15 protein-coding genes are annotated in these 21,130 nt (G+C 37.9%); 4 read left to right on the top strand and 11 right to left on the bottom strand.

The window, feature by feature from the left end; translation table 11 throughout:
* Positions 1-75: 75 nt before the first annotated feature.
* From RMA94_RS13685 to RMA94_RS13670, 3 genes are all read right to left on the bottom strand, one after another.
* Positions 76-2,568 (bottom strand): TonB-dependent receptor, encoded by a 2,493-nt coding sequence (locus tag RMA94_RS13685; protein ID WP_311083415.1) that lies wholly within the window; start codon positions 2,566-2,568, stop codon positions 76-78.
* Between the two features lie 166 nt (positions 2,569-2,734).
* A complete protein-coding gene (locus RMA94_RS13675; protein ID WP_311083412.1) occupies positions 2,735-4,567 on the bottom strand; it encodes an ABC transporter ATP-binding protein in 1,833 nt (610 codons plus the stop codon).
* Entirely contained in the window at positions 4,564-6,375 is a 1,812-nt protein-coding gene (locus tag RMA94_RS13670) for an ABC transporter ATP-binding protein (RefSeq protein ID WP_311083410.1), read from the bottom strand. Before RMA94_RS13670 ends, RMA94_RS13675 begins: the two co-directional genes overlap by 4 nt.
* Positions 6,376-6,658: 283 nt before the next feature.
* Here RMA94_RS13670 and RMA94_RS13665 point away from each other — a divergent pair, with 283 nt between their 5' ends.
* Complete coding sequence (locus RMA94_RS13665; RefSeq protein WP_000209743.1) at positions 6,659-7,711, top strand: ABC transporter substrate-binding protein; 1,053 nt, start codon at positions 6,659-6,661, stop codon at positions 7,709-7,711.
* Between the two features lie 336 nt (positions 7,712-8,047).
* Here the strand turns inward: RMA94_RS13665 and RMA94_RS13660 are convergent, their stop codons facing one another.
* The 8 genes from RMA94_RS13660 to RMA94_RS13625 are packed head-to-tail and all read right to left on the bottom strand — an operon-like array spanning position 8,048 to position 17,759.
* Entirely contained in the window at positions 8,048-9,316 is a 1,269-nt protein-coding gene (locus tag RMA94_RS13660) for an acyl-CoA dehydrogenase family protein (protein ID WP_021510746.1), read from the bottom strand.
* Between the two features lie 27 nt (positions 9,317-9,343).
* Positions 9,344-11,161, bottom strand: coding sequence for an ABC transporter ATP-binding protein (locus RMA94_RS13655; protein ID WP_311083407.1), 1,818 nt, complete (start codon positions 11,159-11,161; stop codon positions 9,344-9,346).
* Positions 11,162-11,163: 2 nt separating this feature from the next.
* Positions 11,164-12,012 carry an ABC transporter permease gene (locus RMA94_RS13650; protein ID WP_000096369.1) on the bottom strand — a complete coding sequence of 283 codons (849 nt, stop codon included), beginning with the start codon at positions 12,010-12,012 and terminating at the stop codon, positions 11,164-11,166.
* Positions 12,009-13,160, bottom strand: coding sequence for an ABC transporter permease (locus tag RMA94_RS13645; protein WP_311083405.1), 1,152 nt, complete (start codon positions 13,158-13,160; stop codon positions 12,009-12,011). Before RMA94_RS13645 ends, RMA94_RS13650 begins: the two co-directional genes overlap by 4 nt.
* A 5-nt stretch (positions 13,161-13,165) precedes the next feature.
* A complete protein-coding gene (locus RMA94_RS13640) occupies positions 13,166-14,740 on the bottom strand; it encodes an ABC transporter substrate-binding protein (RefSeq protein ID WP_311083403.1) in 1,575 nt (524 codons plus the stop codon).
* A gap of 10 nt (positions 14,741-14,750) precedes the next feature.
* Complete coding sequence (locus RMA94_RS13635; RefSeq protein ID WP_032061420.1) at positions 14,751-15,944, bottom strand: LLM class flavin-dependent oxidoreductase; 1,194 nt, start codon at positions 15,942-15,944, stop codon at positions 14,751-14,753.
* 32 nt (positions 15,945-15,976) lie between these two features.
* Complete coding sequence (locus tag RMA94_RS13630) at positions 15,977-16,687, bottom strand: class II aldolase/adducin family protein (RefSeq protein ID WP_000209266.1); 711 nt, start codon at positions 16,685-16,687, stop codon at positions 15,977-15,979.
* 13 nt (positions 16,688-16,700) lie between these two features.
* Complete coding sequence (locus RMA94_RS13625; RefSeq protein WP_206260876.1) at positions 16,701-17,759, bottom strand: ABC transporter substrate-binding protein; 1,059 nt, start codon at positions 17,757-17,759, stop codon at positions 16,701-16,703.
* A 1,232-nt stretch (positions 17,760-18,991) separates the two neighbouring features.
* Here RMA94_RS13625 and RMA94_RS13620 point away from each other — a divergent pair.
* From RMA94_RS13620 to RMA94_RS13610, 3 genes are all read left to right on the top strand, one after another.
* Entirely contained in the window at positions 18,992-19,282 is a 291-nt protein-coding gene (locus tag RMA94_RS13620) for a hypothetical protein (RefSeq protein ID WP_005069200.1), read from the top strand.
* 479 nt (positions 19,283-19,761) lie between these two features.
* Positions 19,762-20,295: a fimbrial protein gene (locus RMA94_RS13615; protein WP_000731824.1), complete on the top strand. Its 534-nt coding sequence runs from the start codon at positions 19,762-19,764 to the stop codon at positions 20,293-20,295.
* Between the two features lie 87 nt (positions 20,296-20,382).
* Entirely contained in the window at positions 20,383-21,117 is a 735-nt protein-coding gene (locus RMA94_RS13610; RefSeq protein ID WP_017398844.1) for a molecular chaperone, read from the top strand.
* The last annotated feature ends 13 nt before the right edge of the window (positions 21,118-21,130 follow it).

Here is a 21,130-nt window from a genome sequence, read left to right as displayed (position 1 = left end):
GAAAACTTGCATAAAGTTGATAAAAAAGTATGTTGCATTGTTATTTACCTTAAAAACTGTCTCATCATTTTTGATTTAAAATTCGTAACTTACGCGGCCATATAAATACGTTCCAAATGCTCCTTCAGGCGCATTAAAACTATATTTGACAATGTTGCCGACCGAAGAATCTTTGGCTTGATCAGGATGGCTATTAAATAAGTTGATTGCCCCTAAATTGAGTTTCAGGCCTTTCACGAATGCATCCGCTTTGTAGCCAATATCCAAATCTGCAATCCATTGAGGGTCAAAGGTTTGGTCTAGTGCAGTATTGGTATTATTTAAAGTGGTCCATTTATCGTAGCGACGGACTGCTGTATTCACGCTCCATGTCTGATTTGACCAAAGTGCGCCAAGCGTTAGCTTTGTTTTCGGTGCAGCAGACTCAATGAGGCTTTGTGTATTTCGTCCTGCAATGCTTGAAACAGGAATTCGTTCACCTTTTGCGGTAATAGAATCTCTACTTTCGGTAATTTCATTTTTGTTATATGCCAGCCCCAGGTTCAGATTTAACTTGCCATATTGTTCAAGGTTTAAATCATGCTTAAGCGCGAGCTCTAAGCCTTGAGTACGTGTATCTAGTAAATTATTAAAGAACGCCACATTGGCAATATTTGAATATGGTGTATTGGCAAAAGCATTGGTAATTACACTTCCAGTAATATTGTCTGAAAGCAAAATACGATTTTTAATATCGATTTGATAAAGGTCTAAAGTAGCCGATGTATTAACAAGTGGCTTCCAAACAAAACCTAAAGAATAATTCGTCGATTTCTCAGGTTTAAGAGCAGTTCCGCCAATGAGTAAAGCCGCCTCACTTCCTGCAACTAAAGTTCTTTGTTGAACATCTTGCCAACCTGAAGGGGTCTGCACTGTTTGTACGCTATAAGCCGAATAGCCCTGCTGTGCCAATGACGGCGCTCTATAGCCTGTATTTACTGAACCACGTACCGTAAATTTAGGTGATACATCATATTTAGCAAATAATTTTCCGTTTGTTGTTGATCCAAAGTCTGAATATTTTTCACTCCGGACTGCTGCCCCGACATTCAAGTCTTTAATAATATCTGCTTCTAAATCTAAATAGACACCGTAAACATCACGGCTGATTTTTCGTTGATCCTGATCTGTAATTCCTGCATATATTCCCGGAACACCAACGCCTAAAGTTGTGCTTGGATTGAAATATGGACCGCGGGTGTAGGCAATTGGATCACCTGCATTTTGCTTATATTGCTCCCAACGATATAAAACCCCTGTAGATAACGTGAGTGGGCTTGCTAACCAGTCAATTGCAATATCACGGCTATAATCTAGCCCTGTATTTAATTGTGAAAAAATATTTTCACCCAAGTCATAGTTTGAAGGAGAATTTGGCCCGTAACTTGGATTAATGCCATTGCCTTGTTCTGTGCTGACTTTATTTTGTCCATAGGTCGCATAAAGATCATATTTACCTGACTTTTGCTCTCCTTTTTTAACTCCAACTGTCGTTGCAAAATCATCTACAGTGACTAAGCTCAATGGCGAGCGTCCATCTGGATAACGTTCTTTAAAATAGCTGGATTGATTCAGTAATGTTTTGGTTGTTGGGGGCTCATAAAAGTTTTCCCCTATTGTTTTACGATGGCCATAGCTACTAAAACCATAAAGTGCAACGTCATCTGTCAAAGGCAAATCTAGATTGGCAGTCACATTGATTTGATCTTTTTGTTCGGGGGAGCCAAATTTCCACGTTCTATAGGGTGTATTTTGTTCTGTATATTGAGCCTTGGTTGAACCATCATAAAAAGTTCGCGTATCAGGTGCCGTGTTACTTGCCGCTTCACGTTTGCCTAAATCTAATGCAACCGTCAATGCACCATCATTAGGGAGCGCAAAACCTTTCCAAAGATTAACTTTATGTTGTTCACCATCTCCTTGAGTATAGCCACCTGTTTGATAGCTTACGCCACCTCCATGATCTCGTGATTTCAAAATAATATTAACGACACCGGCAATTGCATCTGACCCATATTGTGCGGCAGCTCCATCTCGCAAGATTTCTATACGCTCAATCGCGCTCACTGGAATTAAACTTAGGTCAGTTACCGCTGCGCCTCTTCCACCTGCATAGGCTTGGCGGGTGAAATAAGCGGATGTATGACGACGTTTTCCATTAATTAAAATTAGAGTTTGATCAGCAGATAATCCTCTAAGTGCAATACTTGGCGGAACCGATGCCCCAAACCCACCTGCAGGAGAACTCGGTAAAGTCACCGAAGGAGAAAGCCGTGTTAACGCTGCTGCAAGATCAGTTGCACCAGTCTCTTGTAACTCTTTGGCAGTTAAAATATCAACGGGTGCAGGTGCATCGAGAGAATTACTAATTGCTCGTCTAGAGCCTGTAACAACCACAGATTGTAATGTGATGGCATCCTCTTTCTCTGGCAAATTCTTTTGATCATTTGCCAAAGTAATTGAGGCAGTGAGTGTACTCAGTGCAAAAATTGAGGAGTGAAGAATGAATTGAGAAAAATATGTACGCATATTGGCTTCCTTAACGATCTAGACCGATATAGCAAAGCCGATGCCAAATATTTTATTATTTATTATCAATATATTAAGGAGATTAAATAAAAGAATCATTGTTTAAATTTAAACAATGATTCAAAAAAATGTTTATAAAACTACAGTTGTGAAATTTGCAAATCGTTTAAACAAGTTGGTTTTGTAAATATGACTGATATAACTGAAAGTAAGCTGACTGCTGCTGTATTAACTGCTCATGCGAACCTTCTTCTACGACATGGCCATTTTCAATCACAACAATTTTGTCGGCCTCACGAATGGTACTCAGCCGATGTGCAATGACAATACATGTTCTATTTTGGCATAGCCGTCTGAGCGCATATTGTATTTTTTGCTCAGTATAAATATCGATTGCAGAGGTAGCTTCATCTAGAATTAATATTTTGGGGTTTGCCAAATAAGCACGAACTAAACAAACAAGTTGTCTTTGTCCATGACTAAGATTTTTACCAAGCGCCCCAACTTCGGTTAAATAGCCTTGCGGCAGTTGTTGCAATATCTCATCCGCTCCTAAGTCTTCAATAACTTGGATAAGTTTCTGATCTGAAGCATCAGGTTGAACTAGACGTAAGTTATCTAAAATTGTTCCACTAAATAAAACATTATCTTGTAAAACAATACTCACATGCTGTCTTAAACTTGCAAGATGAATACTCTGTATTGGATAACGGTCTAGAAAAATTCCACCTTGCTGGGGTTCATAAAATCTCGTTAGTAACTGAACCATGGTGCTTTTGCCATGTCCTGTTGGCCCTACAATCGCAATTATTTTTCCAGCTTCAATGTCTAAATTAAAGTTTTGTAAAACAGGTTTGTTGGTATAGGCAAAATCTACCGACTGAAAACGAATATGACCATTTAAATGTTCAAGCTTCACAGCATTCGGTTGTTCTTGAATCGTAGATTGAGTGTCTAAAAGTAGAAATATTCGCTGCGCACATGCCGCTCCATTGGCATAACGTTCAAATAGATCAGTCAGTTCCTGCAACGGCGCTAAGAATAAAAACACATAGAAAATACTTTCTGCAAATTGTCCTATACTAATCATGCCGTCACTATAAGCAAAACTACCAATCACAATGAATCCGGCAGTAGCTAGAGTCGAAAGCAAACCTGTAAAGGGAGCAAACCAACTGGTCCGCTTGCTGCCATAAATAATAGAGTTATTAAAGTCTTTTAATAACTCTTGATAACGAGATTGATTGGTTTCAGTGTAATTTAACTGCTGAATGATTTTTGCTCCATTTACTGTTTCAACCAAATGAGCAGTAAATCGACTGCGTTCCTCCGCAACTCGTCCCCAATGTTTTTGTGATGACTTTTTAAAAATAGCGGTCATACCAAATAAAATGGGTAGCGTCGCAAATAAGCACCAGAAAAATGGTGGATAGATATGCCAAAGCAGTACTGAAGCTAATCCACAACGCAAAATTGCCGAAAGTAACTCTGGTGGTCCTTGTATTAAAACAGGCTCTAGTGTTTCGACATCACGATCAGCCCGTGAAATAATCCTGCCAGCCTTGGTACGATCAAAATAACCAATATTTAAACTTTGGATATGCTGAAATAACGACCGCCTTAAACCATTAATCACTTTCAAAGCTGCTCGGCCTGAAAGATATTTTGATACGCCAGCTAAAGCAAAACGACAAATCCAACTTAAGGTTAAAATGCTAATCGAAATGAATAAAACAGGCTGATTCAATACCATTTTTCCAGCAATGTGTTGAAAGCCCGAATCTAAAATATATTTCACCACCCAAGGCCGAACAAAAACGCTCATCACTTGTAAAATTTCTACTGCGATTAAAGCAAGTAGCAAGTAACGGATGGGATAAACTAAAGGAATAAGTTTTTTTAGCATGCCTCTATGAATTGAGGTATTTGCCAAATTTTCTTCAATTTGTAGATCAGCTGATTTTGTAAATGGGCGGAAATTTTTAACACTGGTATTCATGCATCAATCTCCTGCTGCTCTAACTGAAAACCCATCAACTCTCGATAAAACAAACAATCTTGAACCAATTCAGCATGCGAGCCTTGGGCAATAATATGACCCTGATCAAGCACAATAACGCGATCAGATAAAGCAATCGTGGTTTGTTTATTAGAGTTAATAATGATTGTTTTCTTAAAATGATTTCCATCATCAGACAGCGCTGATAGACGCTGTAAAACTTGTTTTTCTGTAGTCGCATCTAAGGCACTGGTAGAATCATCTAACGCTAAAATTGGCGAATTTTTTAAAATAGAACGGGCTAAGGCAAGTCGTTGTTTTTGTCCTCCAGACAAAGTAACGCCCTTGTCCCCAATCAACGTGTCTAAACCATGATCAAGTCTTTGTAATAGTTCAGATGCAGAAGCTAAATGTAAAGCCTCTTTCATCTCTTGCTCCGTTGCATCTTGTTTAGCAACTCTTAAGTTATCTGCCAGTGTGCCACTGAAAAAGAAATTTTCTTGAGGAATGATCTGAACCAAATGACGTAATTCAAATAGGCTTAAATCTTTAATGTTCGTCCATCCCATTTGCTCAGAACCAATCAAAACTTGTCCTTCTGTTGGGTCAATAAACCGATTGAGTAAATTCATCAAAGTCGTTTTACCTGAGCCTGTCTTACCGACAACAGTAACGATTTGACCTGCTCGAAATTCAACACTGCATTGCTTTAAAATATAATTTTTTGTTGTTTTATCCTGAAAGCTGACATTTTCTAATTTAATGCTTAACCCATCACGCCATTGCAATGTTAGAGGATATTGTTGATCTTTAATTGCGGACTTCTCATCTAGCATTTGCCAGATTCTTGTTGCAGACGAACGCGCATCAGCAAAAATATGTAAGACCTGACCAATGCTTTCAATACGAAACACCAATAAATTTGCCATGAGAATGGCAGCAACAAATTGCCCTACTTGTAACTGATTTTGACCAATTAAATAAGCACCAAAAGCAATGACCCATAAATATGAACCTGCAATAATCACTTGTGGAATAGGCAACCTTTTCGCACTTGTCTTGATGGTCTGAATAGAATGATGAATAAATAGATCTACAGCATGGTTAAAATGTTGTAAAAGTTTCTCTTCGAGTTGAAAAGCTTTAACTACCCGAATTCCATTCACGCTCTCTGCCAAGGTATCGCTGACTTTTTCATATGCAAATGCAACTTGATGGTCCAGAACCACCAATTCATTGGTCAGTTTAAATAGAACCCAAAGCCCTAAAAAAATAAATAATAAAGGAACTAGGCCGAGCCAAGGATGATACCAACACAAGAGTCCAACAGTTACGGTAACAACCAAGCTTGACTCAAACACTTGTCGCCAAAAATTGATGAGTGCTTCTTTTAATTTATCTGAATCACGTGTTGTACGAGATAATACTTCTCCTAGCCCATGTTTCCAGTGCCATGAAACATCTAAATGCTGTACTTGACTAAAGATTCTTTCTCTTAAAATACTTAGCAGTTGCTGGCCAATGGTTAAAGCACTTAACCCTGCCAAATACTGAATAACAGCTCTAATACTGGCAATACTCGTAAGTAGAATGAACCAAAACCAAGGATTTAAAGGATCAGTGATAGCATGCTGAAATAAGGTTTCTCGTTCACTATGTTTTAAGGTATCAATCGCATGTCCGATTGAATACTGTTGAAGTGCTAACCCTATATTCGCAATAACAAATAAGGTTGCCGTCAATAAGAAACGAAATGGCATAAAACGATATAAAGCCAAACTTCGTAGTAATGGATAATTTTTAAACATAAAAGATAGTAAAAATTTAAGATTCCGTTTTATTGCGAGATTCATGCCAAATTAATGACCTTAAAAAATATTTTAAATTATTGTTTTATATTGTTTTTATAGAGCGCTATTTATGGGGGTGTTGTTTTTAAAACACCAACGCAATTCTTGTGTTGTAATCGCAACAAAATTTGATATATCAACATCATAAAAAAAGATATTAAAAATAATTTATAAATATCAATAAATTAATGAGTGGCATCAATTTTGCTTTAAAGCATGAAAACCACAAAAGGATGTCACGATGACAACACTTCAAACTCAACCATTAAACACACTTTGGTATACACGCTGCCCCGTACCAACTGGTCTAGGCATTTCAATTCAAAAAGGTTGGCTCAAAGAAAAATTTAATGAGCAGCAGATTGAAATAAAATCAATTCGAGAATCAAACTCCAAAGATATTCGTAACTCCCATTTTAACCATACCCTTGCCAACTCAGTTCGACATGGCGGCAGTATTCCTGCAATTTGGGCATATGCATCTGGTCAAAAAACCAAAGTGATTGGCTTATCTTGGGCTGATGAAGTTCAATTGTTATTAACACGCTACGATTCAAACATCAAAACTGTTGCAGACTTAAAAGGCAAACGTTTTGGTATTCCACTGAATCAAGATGCAATTATTGATTTCTCACGTGCACAGGCGATTCGTGGTTTAGAGAATGCCTTAAAAATAGTGGATTTGAAGGTGAGCGATCTTGAGCTGGTCGATTGTTTACGAGCAGATATTTTAGCTGCACAGCAACAACAGCCTGAAGAAAATGATTCTAGTTTTTATGGTAATCGTAACAAAATTAATGCAAGTGCAGAAATCGTGGCATTAATTAAAGGTGATGTCGATGCTATTTTCCTAAAAGGTGCACATGCTGCGCAAATTGCTCATGATTTCGCCCTGCATACTATTATTGATATTGGCTCACATCCAGACCCTATTCTACGCTCTAATAATGGAACACCAAGAACGCTCACTGTTGATGAAGATTTTCTAACGCAATATCCAGAGCAAGCCCAAGCGATTGTCGATGCTGTTTTACAAGCAGAACAATGGGCTCATGCCCATCCCGATGAAACCCATCGTTATTTGGCAAAAGAGTGTAATAGCAGTGAACAATGGGTTCATGCGGCGTATGGTGCAGATGCGCATCTGAAACTCAACACTAACTTTGATGAGACTTCTATTGTTGCTTTACAAGACCTGAGTGACTTTCTATACCGCTGGAACTTTATTCCTGCACAGATTAATGTTCGTGAATGGCTGGCGCAGGATATTTCTATTCAAGCTCAAGTGGCTTAATACTTCAAAACAAAAAGGTTGTCTTGATGACAACCTTTTTTATTTTTAGCATCCAAATTCAAGTAACCCTAAACTATCGTAGTAGTTAGCATCGGTAATGTTAATCTCTTTAACAACAATTATTTTAACGGAGTCTTATCGAGTTTTATCCAATTTTAGGATTAGCTTTCAGCTGGAGTTACTTTGGTTTCGCCCAAAGTAACCAAAGGCATTGTCATCTGCAAAACCTGTTCTTTTCTTGGATTTATTAAAACCTCTCGTAGAAACAGCCTCTTGTTTAAACCATGCAGGTTGCAGATGACGTTTCCGAGTATCATATTTACTTTCGAACTCGGGTTATTTATTAAATTTAGTCACATTTTCCGCCTGTTTCTTCAGAAGTACCGAGTTGTATTCTCCTGGTGGAATATTATTTAAATAATAATTTCCAACATGATATAGCCTCCAGCGAATTGGATCATGCGTGGTGTGGGTTCGTGCGTTACGCCAGAAACGGTCTAGATTCCATTTCGATAAGGTTGAACTTGCGCCGAGTAATCCAAAAATTTCACTCGAAATTTTTAAAGATGCATGATCAGACTGACTACGAGTAGCAGCAACCGATAAAATCAGTTCCGTTTGTAAGTCTTCATCTTCTACATTTGCCAAATGCTGTTCAAAAATTTGTGCTGAACGATCTAACAATGCCTCAGCCGAACGGACCAAAACAGCAAACTCACCAATTTGTTTAATAATATGAGATTCATGTGTAGGTGAATCGACCCCACTTTCTACCCAAGGTCGAGCATGATGTTGTAAATAATCAATCCCGCCTTGTAATGCCCCTTTGGCAATTCCTGTGTCCATTGCAGCGTGTAAAATCTGAGGCCAAGTGAGTCCCGTACGTAAAACCGTGCCTAAACCACCAGTATTCCGCTTAGCAATATAACGTTCATCAACAATCACATCTTTAAAATTAACAGTGCCACTGACGCTATTATTTTGTCCCATTGCATCCCAGTCATCAAGCAACTCTACTCCCTCTGTATCTCGATGAATTAAAATCGAGACTGGTCCATCATCACTACCCGCAAATAAAGAAATCCATTCTGCAAGTAAAGAGCCCGTAGAATAAAACTTACTGCCGTTTAGAATTAATTGTCCTTCTGCATTCCTTTCTACGCGTGTTTTATGCTGGAACTTATCTTTGCCTCCCACTTCTGCAAGTGCATTGCCTAAACGCTTTCCACTTAATACATCGGCAAGTAATTGATCACGAATTTCATCGTCATAGCCAGTTAAAATTCCTCGGAACATAGTGAAGTGAATCTGTAATAACTGCCCTACACCACCATCGGCAGATGAAATAATTTTCACCACATTGACCAAGGTTGAAATACTGGCACCTAAGCCTCCAAATTGCTTGGGCACAATAATCGCGGTTAAACCAGCTTCTGAAATTAAACGCGCCTGATCATAAGGGACAGTCTTGTTATAACTTGGATCTCGAGCAAATTGATTCAGTTGATCTGCCACCTCATTTGCAATCTCAAGTGCTTCTTGCTCGCTTTGAATATGTCTTACGCTACCTAATTCTAAAAAACTGTGTTGGTTAATATCGTTCATTTTTAACTCCGAAAAATCTGTTCTTTTTTATACGCCAACTTCTAATACGTTGTTTTTAAACAAGCTTGGCGCATGGGTAAGCAAAGTTTTGGTATATATATGTTGAGGATGACTAAGCACTTGATCTGTTTCACCGTATTCAACAATATGTCCATTTTTTAATACGGCGACTCGATCTGCGATTGCACGAACAACCCCTAGGTTATGAGTCACAAATAGTAAGGTCACACCTTGCTGCTGAAGGTCTTGTAACAGTTTTAAAATAGATGCCTGAACTGAAACATCCAAAGCAGAGGTAATCTCATCACAAATCAAAACATCAGGTTGGCACAATAAAGCTCGCGCGATCGCCACTCGTTGTCGCTCCCCACCCGATAAATCTCTTGGATAGAGTTCCTGAACTTGTATAGGTAGAGAGACTTGTTTAAGTACCTGTGTGACTTTTTCTATGGCTTCTTGTCGAGATGCTCCAAAGAAATGCTGCACAACTTTAATTAAGGTCTGTCCAATCGTATGCGCTGGATTCAAGGCTTTATAAGGATTTTGAAAGATATATTGCAGTTTATGTCGTTGCCGTAAATGACGCTGTTGTCCACGCAATGACAAGACTTCATCTGCTAATGTAATTTGTCCATCTGCATTTTCATTCAGGCCAGCAATCACACGTGATAAAGTTGTCTTACCTGAGCCAGATTCACCAACCAATGCTAAACATTCACCTTTTTTGAGTTGAAATGAGATATCAAAAAGAGCCTGTTGCTGCCCATACCACGCATTAATATGTTCAACTTTCAGCAGTGCTTCTCGATCAGTTTCTCGTTCAATAACCTGATGATCAAGCTCTTTAAAATTAATCACGCCAACATGATCCGAATGGTGACAAGCAACAAAATGCGGGTCAAACTCATCTTTTAATTGAGTTAATTCAGGTTGTTTTTGACGGCATATGTCTGTGGCGAAAGTACAACGTACTGCAAAAGCACATCCGGCTGGACGCTCATTTGGTGAGGGTGCGTGTCCTTCAATTGGAGATAAATATTTACGAATGGCCACATCGGGAATGGCGTTAAGTAAACCTTGCGTATAAGGGTGTTTAGGGGTTTCAAATAGTTGGGTTAATACCGCATCTTCAGCAATTCGCCCTGAATATAAAACAATCACCCGATCTGCAATATCTTTTACAACCGTTAAGTCATGCGATACATAAATAGCAGCAACATTATATTCACGGCATAATTTACGAATGATGTTCAACACCAATGTCTGTGTCGTCACATCTAAGGCGGTGGTTGGCTCATCTAAAACAATCAAACGTGGCTGTAATAAGAATGCCAAGGCCAATAAAATTCGTTGTTGCTGTCCACCTGAAAGTTGATGAGGATAACGCTTGAGAAATAGCTCATCATGCGGTAACCCCACTTCATCTAAAATTTTGGCTACTTTCTGGTATTTTTCAGCGCTTGATAACTGGGCCTGATGGACTTCTAATAATTCAAATAAATGTTGACCAATACTTAATGCTGGGTTGAGTGCCGTTCCAGGATCTTGAGCGATATGACTAATTTTATAGCCACGAACCTGACGTAAAGCATGATCATCTAAACTGAGAATATCTTCATCATCCAGTTCAATAGTTCCTTGAATAATCTTGGCGCCATGTCGTGCATAGCCCAATAAGGCACTCGATAATGTCGTTTTACCAGAACCACTCTCTCCGACCAGACCTAAAACTTCACCTTCTCGCAAGCTAAATGAAATATTAGAAACGATGTGATTGCCGGTGTTTACCAATGCCACGGTTAAGTCTGTTATGGTCAATACTGTATTTTTAAATGTATTTGCCATATTTATTTTTCCTCAATCCGAGCTGCTGCACGTCCAACGCCCTCAGCCAATACATTCGTTCCGAGCGCAAACAAGGCAATTAAGATGACAGGAGCAAACACGGCCCATGGTTGAACTAATAAACCAGCGCGATTTTCATTAATCATGAGCCCCCAATCTGCTGCTGGAGGTGCCACGCCATAACCTAGAAAAGCCAAACCAGATAACATACCCACTGCCCATGTCAGCATCACACCAAGATGAATGAGTAATGGCGTCAACATATTGGGTAAAATTTCACGGAATAAAATATAAGTTTTTGAATAACCAAGAATTCGGGCAGCTTCGATATATTCCTGTTCCACTAAATTAAGTGCAACGCTTCGTGCAAGACGCACGACTCCTGGAATAAAAGCAATTGAAACCGTTAAAACGATGAGCCAAGGCTGTCGACCTAACATCGAAACGATAAGTAAGACCAAAATAAGATCAGGAAAGGCCATAAAAACATCAGTCAGCCAAGTTACGAACTGATCAATCTTATTTCGGGCAAAAGCAGCTAATATGCCTAAACTAGAACCAATAACTAATGCGACCAAACTGGCAGCTAGCGTCATCCAGATAATTGAAGCACCGCCAGCAAGAACACGTGACCAAACATCATGACCAATATAGTCATAACCTAAAAATGATTTTCCTTCGGGTGGTCCATAAGTCATGCCGACCAATGCCGTAGGTTCAAATGCAACAAATAACGGTCCAACCAATGCGAAAATCAAAACTAGGGCTGTGACTACAAATCCAAAACGTACTTGTCTTTCACGGATTAATGTTTGAAAAAAGTTTCTTTGGTACCAATGAAGTGAGCTCATTTCCCACCTCCTTGCTGAATATTCTTTAACGCATTGCGACGATCGACAGGTTTTACCGTAATTGGTCGGCCAGACTTCCATAAACGTAATGCCTGACGTCGCCCTGGTGAACGTGCTTTATGTCTTTTTGCAGTTCGTATTTTTGGTGTGAGTAAAGTCGTGATTAAATCTGCAATTAAATTAACAACGACCACACAAATGGTGAGCAATAAAACGATTGCTTGAATGGTCGGGATATCCCTCATTTCGATTGCTGCATTAAGTGCATTACCAATACCGGGGTAACTGAAAACCACCTCAATAATGAGAGCACCACTCAGCAAAACTCGTATGGTCAATGCTGTACCCTGCACCACAGGAACCAATGCATTTGGTAAAACATGTTTCCAAATAATCCGGCGCTCAGGAATACCACGCAGTCGTGCAGAGGTCACATATTCCGACTCTAGCGCATCAATCATTGAACCACGTACTAAACGCATCAGATATGGAATGAGTGATAAAGCTAAAGTTAAAATTGGTAAAATTAAAAACTCTAGTTGGCTATAAGGAGACTCATTAGGAATCAGTAACGAGGCCGCTGGTAATATATGTAAAACCGATGTTGAAAAAAACATCATTAACCAAATCGCAATAACAAACCCCGGCACCGCTTTAAACACAATAGAGCTAGAGACAATAATACGATCGAGTTTGCTATCGCGATGAAGCGAGAGCCACACACCTAACACGACTGAAATCGGTACAGTAACAACAATCACGAGGTTCGTGAGTGCAACTGTATTACCAAAATAATTCTGAATAATTTCTAAAACAGGCACATTGGAATCAATCGAGCGTCCAAAATTACCTTGTAACAGTTGACTCAACCAATGCCAGTATTGAAGCAATATCGGATCATTTAATCCCAATTGTTCACGAAGTATTTGTACCGTCGCTTCAGGTGCCTCTGCACCTAAAATAACACGCGCTGGATCGGATGGAAGTGCCTGTGTGGCAATAAACACAATGAGACTAATAACAAAAACAACCAATACCCCTGACACTAAACGTATCAAAAACCAAGGCAACCATGCAGGAAGTTCAAATGATCTGACAATTGCTGGTTGTTGAATGGATGCTTCTATTTTGCTGGATTGAATTGTCATATCAGTTACCCTCTACGCCAGAATTCATCTGTACGCCACGCAGCGAAACCAGTGCGATCAGGCGTTACACCACCAATTTGGCTAGAATGGGCATCCAAAACATTATTAAACCCCCAAATCAATAACCCACCTTGCTCATGTTGAATTTTCTGGGCTTCATGCACCAACACCTTACGTTTTTCCAAATCTGGTTGTTGTAATGCCGCATGTACCAGTTCAGTAAAACGCTCATTATTAAAACGAGTTTTATTGTTGGCTGCGCCTGGCCCATCAATTTGTAAGACAGTTAATAAGAAGGGTCGAGAAACATTAGAACCTGTACTGAATGCCCAATCCTGTTTGACTGCATCTGCAAATGTTGCTGCTTCAACTTGTTTGACATTAACAATCACACCGGCCTGAGCTGCATGTTGAGCAAAGACCAATGCGGCATTGCTGTCAGGCCCTGTATACAAATCAACCTTTAAGTTGTTATCAAAACCCGCTTGTTTTAATAATGTTTTCGCTTTTGCCAAATCCTGCTGACGCTGCGCAATATCATGGTTATAAACTGGATCACTGAATGAATACAGATCGTTGGCAATTCGGCCTTGTCCTGCCAATGCACGTTTGACTAAATCATCCCGATTAGCAATCAGGCGAAATGCCTGTCGTATCCGAGTGTCATTAAAAGGCGCCTTGCTGGTATTCATATCAAAGGATTGCCAAGCATCTGTTTCAGATGAAACGAGATTCAGTCGTTTATTGGCTTGAATTAAAGAAAGATGCTCAGCACTTACTCCAGAGGCAATATCAATTTGGCCTGATTGCAAAGCAGCAAGACGTCCTGTCTGATCTTTAAAGTCAATAATTTCTATTGCATCAGCATAAGGTTGATTTTCTTTCCAGTAATTTTCAAAACGGACAAAGCGTGAACGCTGACCGGGTGTAAAACTTTCCAGCTTAAAGGGGCCAGCTCCGACTACATTTTTAACTGGGTCATAATCTGTAGGAACAATGCCACCCCAGCTCATCCATGCTTCTGGTAAAGCAACCAATCCCTTTCCTTGAGCAAATGGAATCTCAACCGTGTATGCATCACGCTTTTTGATCTCATCACGCTGCAATGAATAAAGATAAGCTGCAAAGGGAGAAGCTAGTTTAGGGTCTGTCAGGCGACGTAAAGAAAAAACCACATCATCAGCAGTAATAGTTTTACCGTGATGAAACTCAAGTCCTTTTTTGAGACGAATAGTCCATTTGCTTCCATCTTCATTCGGTTCCGCAAATTCAGCCAACGCCAATTTAGGCTGGATATCACGTCCCCATTCCCATAACTTGGCATATAAAGGCCAGCCTCTGAATGCACTGGACATACCGATGGGTTTATGTGCATCTAAATTACCTGATTGATTGCCATTGATCACCCCAATTTTGATCACACCACCTTTTTTGGGCGTATGATTTCCAGCTGTACTCGCATGAGTATTATCATAAGATGAAGAATCTGTTTTAGAACATCCTATAAGGCTAATTGCAGCAAAAGCGCCAACACCTAATCCCGTCTGTTTAATGAGTTCTCTACGTGTAATTTTATTCATGCCTTCTCCCTTAAACCACGACTTCTTGATTCAAGAGGGAATCAATGGATGAATTTTTATTTAGCTTAGGTAACTCAAAACCATGATCTAGCTCTAATAATGGAAACAATAAATCTGCTACCCGATAGGCTTCTCCAATTAAAGGGAAACCAGACAAGATAAAGGTTGATACACCATAGCTTTCGTATTCTTTAATCCGTTTGGCAATATTTTCAGCACTACCAACTAAGGCAGTTCCTGCGGCTGGGTTTAAAATATCGAAACCAAATAAAGATGGGCCAGTCCAAACATTAGGATAAATTTCAAAATCTTTAGCTTGAGGCAAATCACCTCGACGTAATTGTTCTAAGTTCTTTTGAATAGATGGGTTGTTGCTTTGATAACTCTCAAAACTTTCATTTGGAGGAAGCTGTCGTTTAACAGCTTCGATTGCATAATTTACATCAATCTTGTCAAGTAACGACTGAGCATATTGCCAAGCCTCTTCTTCTGTTTCCCGAACAATAATTTGTAATCGAGTCCCAAATTCTAAAGTTCGGCCAATTTTTGCTGCCTCAGCCGCAACCTTGCTAAACTTTTTTCCAAGTAATGGTGGTGTATTCGCAAAACTTAAATACACATCTAATAATTCAACAGAATGCTGAACGCCTTTGGCAGAAGTTCCTGCTCCCCACAAAGGAACACCCTGCTTTTGAGTTGGACCACGCCATTTGGACATTGGAGATCCACCCTCTAAGCGTGGAGCAATTTGAATAAACTCGCCCTCAAATCCCGAGGTATCACCTAAGTAGTTTTGTTGAAATGCATTCCAGTATTCTTTACTAAAGTCATAACGCTCATCATGAGTATAGTGAATGCCTAAAGCTGCCAAACCCTTATCATTTCCATTGACGACATTAAATAACAAACGCCCTTTAGAAAATGCATCAAAAGTTTGCGCATATTTTGCCAAAACTGCTGGTTGGACTTCTCCAGGATGTTGGGCAACCAGAAACTTTAAACGTTCAGTAAATGGAATTAAACTTGCAGCAACAGCAAGTGTTTCATACTCACTTGTACCCATGAGTGAACCGTAAAAACCAAGTCTATCTGCGGTAATCGCAATCTGTTGCAAGTGTTCATAATCGGTATCCCACCGCCCAGATTCCAACCAAGGATATGGTCCATCTGGAGAAGTGAGATACCATAAAAGTTTTACAGCCATAGTATTCTCGATCTTTATTTTTTAATCTTTATCTAATTCAGGGGAAGTAAACCCAGCGATTTTGCTTTTTCAGTCAATCCGCTCATTTTCCATTGCTGATGTAAAACCCCTTGCCCGTATTCTCGGCTGCCACCGACTAATTCAGCCAGCAGCTGAATTTGAGCACCTTCTTCAAGCAATAAAATAAATTCAGCAGTTTCCTGTAGTCCTTGGCGTCCCCATACAGTTGCTCCACCATTGGCTTCCAAAATGGCCCGATGTTCAATATCAACTTTGAGTTGATCTAAAATAAAATCCACTTCAGCTTGACGGCGATCAATGTAAATCGGCAACTCTTTAAATAAATGGAAGCGCTGAACAGGCACATAGCGGATCGGTAAAGTACGATGGGTTTGAGCCCATGCGCCTAAATTCGGCGCGTGTACATGAGATATTGTGGTGACATCTGCATGCTCTTTAAAAAGCTTGTTATAGCGCCCACCTGCACTTTTTCTTCCCAATAAAACTTCACCATCAATTGTCTCCACCAATACTTTGCTTTTTTTATCTTTAGACCACGGTCCTGCATAGTTAAAAGTGACTAAGGTATTTTCAGGTCCACGTTCAACAAAATTAACTGTTCCATTTGCAGTAATTGTTCTTGTTTCACGGAATACTTCAAAAGCAAATTCAGCTTTTTCACGGTTCAATTCGATAAAGTCATTGAGTTCACGAGATAATGGCGTTTGAATAAGTGTTGTCATGTTCAAATCCTCTTTAAAAATTTTTATTTTGACGGCGTTTTAAAACTTCGAGTAAAGGACGATGATCAACCCATGTTTCAATATCGACATCGCGCTCTAAGAAGCCATGCAACCAAAGAAAATCTTTTTGTTGTTTTAATAGCTCTAAACGGTCTTCACTTAATGACGGATGTAAAGACTTATGAAAATTATTTCGATAGGCTGTTGCAACACTTTCTGCTCCTGCAATCGTTTCATCTTCTAAAATGACCAAGACCTCATCTAAATGATCTTGTGCCCAATCTGCGGTATCAAACAACTCTTCAAGAAAATCGACGACCACATCAAAATTATCTTCTAATAGATCTTCATGGACTGTAATGGGACGAGGTGTACCGTTATTAACACGAGAAGTCACATCTTCAAATTTATCTAAATCAATCCCAACTTTTAGGCCACGTTTAGTTGCAGCTTCAACAGCAGAAGCTCCTTTTACATACACGGCATCAACTTCACCTGTAATTAATGCATCAAGACCTGACCAATACGTACTCGCATCACGATTCTCTTTAGATCCAGCACGTTCAGGTACTTCAATAAAATTCACATCACGAAAAGTGAGATTGGCAAGTTGTAAAGCACCACGAATACCTTGCAATGACATGGCTCTAAAAATACTGCCAGCACGTTTGTCAGCATATTCTGGTAAAGCTACTTTCGCATTTTTTAAATGCTCTGGCTGGCTAATATCTGAATCAGGTCGCACAATAATGACTTGCCACTCATCAATCCAAGTCAATCCAATGAGTCGGCTTGGCGCGCCTTCAGAGCGTGCGGCTAACGCAGGTACATTTCCACCCTCTCGGAACAGAGCTGGCAATTGATGATCAAAATGATGGACCGATAAACCTTTACGCGCATCTTGCAAGACAGCAACATCAATGCCGTGTTTTTCAAACTTTTTAACTAAAGTACCGCGTTTTAATGAAATACCTGTTGCTGTGGGTACTGGACATCGAGTGACCCAAATTTCAGACAGGATGTTTTTTACAAATTCTTTAGAATTTTCTTTTTTATCTACTACAAGTGACATACGGATTCCTTAGGATAATTCCACTTTCATCACTTACATTGAGCAGCTTTTATGCCAATTTAATTTATTATTTATTTTCAAATGTTTATGCAAATATAGTGGGATTGGAAATGTTTATATTTCATCATTTTTCAAGGCTAGTGTTGTTTTATCAACAATTATTTTAGACAAATATAACTTTCTATATATTTGTTATGACCACTTTTTAATTCAATGATTTTTTTAGGATGCCAGAACACTATCTTCTAGATATAAGTATCAGAAAGCTAAGGATTCAATGTTTATATATAAAAAAACATCAGTTATCTCATCTCACTAATACTATGGACTGAAATCAATTCTAAATAGGCTTCATTAAAAAATATCCTTATATTACTGCTCATTAAGCTAACAAGTTCAGTTAAAAAAAAAATTAACTCAACTTGTTACCTTATTACTTAAGTTATTGAATTTTATAAGACCAAAAAGGAACAAGTTGAGTTAAACATACGATCTTTCATTTGTTTGTAGTGCTTATTACTTTCTAGCTATTGCGGTACTTTTAGCTATGTGGAATGAATTTTTATTCTAATTAAATTCAGCACTAGCATCTTCTGAAGTTACTAGCGATGCATAATAAATAGGATTCATAAAATCTAATTAAATAGAAATTATGATTAGGTTTGGCTAATAATCGCTTGTTTGATTTTTATTGAGCTTTTTCTCTACCTAGAGCTCCTAGAAATTAAAACTATATTTCGCTAGACCATTTTTCTAAAATCTTTAAAGTCTATGCTAAATTCTAATTTATTAACTCTGATATGCTCAAATCCGCAATATAAAGCAAATTTAATTACAGATTGGTTGAATAATGTATATTTAGTCACATTTTTATTGAAATCTATATTTTATTTCTCAGTAATAATTTTGAAATATAAATTATAAATTAAAAAATGAATTATATTTTTATTAAATATTTTAATGTATATCATGCTGTTTTAATTTGCAGTCTGTTTTTTTATTAATCATTATTTTATAAATTTTTATAAATAACAATAACTTAATATTGTTTTGGTGGTTTTATTATTAATAAATTTTTAGAAATTATAACTATTACATTATTTAAAGTATTTAATGTGATTTATATCACGTATAAATTAATGATTTTTTATTATTTAAAGCTTAATGATTGTTTTTAAATTAAAAATAAGGTATCAAATATATATAAACTATTTTATAAATAGGTATATAAAATGAAAAATAATATATTTAAACTTCTTGTTTTGATGGTGCTTTCCTCTTCCCCACTATTTTGTTATGCAAGTAACACAATAATGATAAGAGGAAATATTGTTGAAGATACATGTTCAAGAGAACATAGCGAGATAGAATGTGTTGAGGTAAATAATTTAAATATTAAACTTGATAGTGAATATTTAAATAAAGATAGTCTTTTTAAATTAGCTCAACATACTGAGAAAATGGACACAAGCATTGAGAGCATAAGTTCTAATCACAAAGTCGTGCTTATTAATTACCATTAATATCCCAACTTATTTCTGCAGTAAGTTTGATGAAAGAGTGATTTGTCGAATTCATCGCATGTTTTGATGAATTGATTGATGAGTCACTTTTTTTTCATAAAAAATGACTATTTATATATTTTTTCTGTATACATATGCATAATTTATTCTATATAATTGTATTCTAAGAATAGAAGCTTATTTTTCACATAATTTGTTTAATTCTTTTTTATTTACATTGTGTTCTTATGTAACTTGCTTCTTTTCATTGCTTTTCTTTTTTATAAAACAAAAAAATTTTCATAAACAATGGTATAGGCTATTGATGGCGACTCTACATCTCAAATAATAAATGTGATTTAATTAAAATTATGAAAAAATAATGTGATCTAGTTTGCATTTTGTTTAATAAGTGTTAAGATCGCCCCATTACTTTTCAAGATGTCAAACACTGGAAAAGTAAGGAAATAAACTTTTATCCAGACTTTTGAGAAAACACTATGAAAAAACTTGCTTTGATCGCTGCTCTTTCGGTTGTAGGGATTGCTAATGCTCAAGCTGCTGATGGTACAATTACAATTAATGGTTTAGTTACAGACAAAACTTGTAACATCGCTACTCCAGCTGGTAAAGATTTCACAGTTACTCTTCCAACTGTTTCTAAACAAACTTTAGCTGCTGCTGGGAATGTTGCTGGTCGTACTCCTTTCCAAATTAAATTAGATAAATGTTCTGAAGGTAAAGTAGCTACTTACTTTGAGCCAGGTGCAACTGTTGACTTCAATACTGGTCGTTTAATTAACACAGATGCTACTGGCGCTAAAAACGTTAATGTTCAACTTTTAGGTAGTAATAATAATTTCATACCTGTACTTGCTGCGGGTACAAATGGTGCTCAAGCTAATTCTCAATGGGTTGATGTAAGTGCAACTGGTACTGCTGACCTTAACTACTATGCTGAATACTATGCAACTGGCGCTTCTACTGCTGGTAAAGTAACTACTTCTGTTCAATACACAATTATCTATCAATAATTAATTGATAGCGGGGTTTCTATGTCCGCATGGAAACCCTGTTTTGTGTAACACTTTCCTGAATCTTTCTTGGTTGAGAACTCGAAAATGAAATTGAACAGTTATAATTTTTTGTTAGGTTTAGCATTTGCTTCAGCAGTTATTGCACCTGCTACTCAAGCAGAAATTGTAATTCATGGCACTCGTGTAATTTACCCGTCAGATGCTAGAGAAGTTACGCTACAAGTTAGCAATAACGGTTCAAAGCCAGCACTTGTCCAAGCTTGGATTGACGAAGGTGACCCAAAAAGTACACCGGACCAATCAAAAGTTCCTTTTATGATTGCTCCTCCTATTTCTCGTGTTGAAGCAACGAAAAGTCAGACTCTTCGTATTACAGCTTTACCAAATGCTTCTCAGTTAAATCAGAAGCAAGAAACAGTTCTGTGGTTGAATATCTTAGATATTCCACCAAGACCTACTTCAAAAAGTGAAGATACGACGCCTGATAATTTCTTACAACTTGCAATTCGTTCACGTATTAAATTCTTCTATCGTCCTTCATCGATTAAAGAAGATGCGAATTTAGCATCAGATAAGCTTCAATGGATTAAATCTGGTCAAAATTTAACGGTAAAAAATCCTACCCCTTTTCATATCACAATGACTTCTGTTTACCAAAAGGCAGGTGATAAAAAGGTTGATTTATTACCTCAGGGGCTAATGATTAAGCCTTTCTCTGAAGCGTCAGTTCAGCTTAAGAATGGCAACCTTCAAGATATGAGTTTTATTAACGTCAATGACTACGGTGGTCGCGTTGAGCACCCGATAAAACTTCAGTAATCAGATTTATCTT

The organism is Acinetobacter sp. V115_6 (assembly GCF_031799025.1).
Lineage (GTDB): Bacteria > Pseudomonadota > Gammaproteobacteria > Pseudomonadales > Moraxellaceae > Acinetobacter > Acinetobacter pittii.
This window is presented reverse-complemented; position numbering and strand designations above follow the sequence as displayed.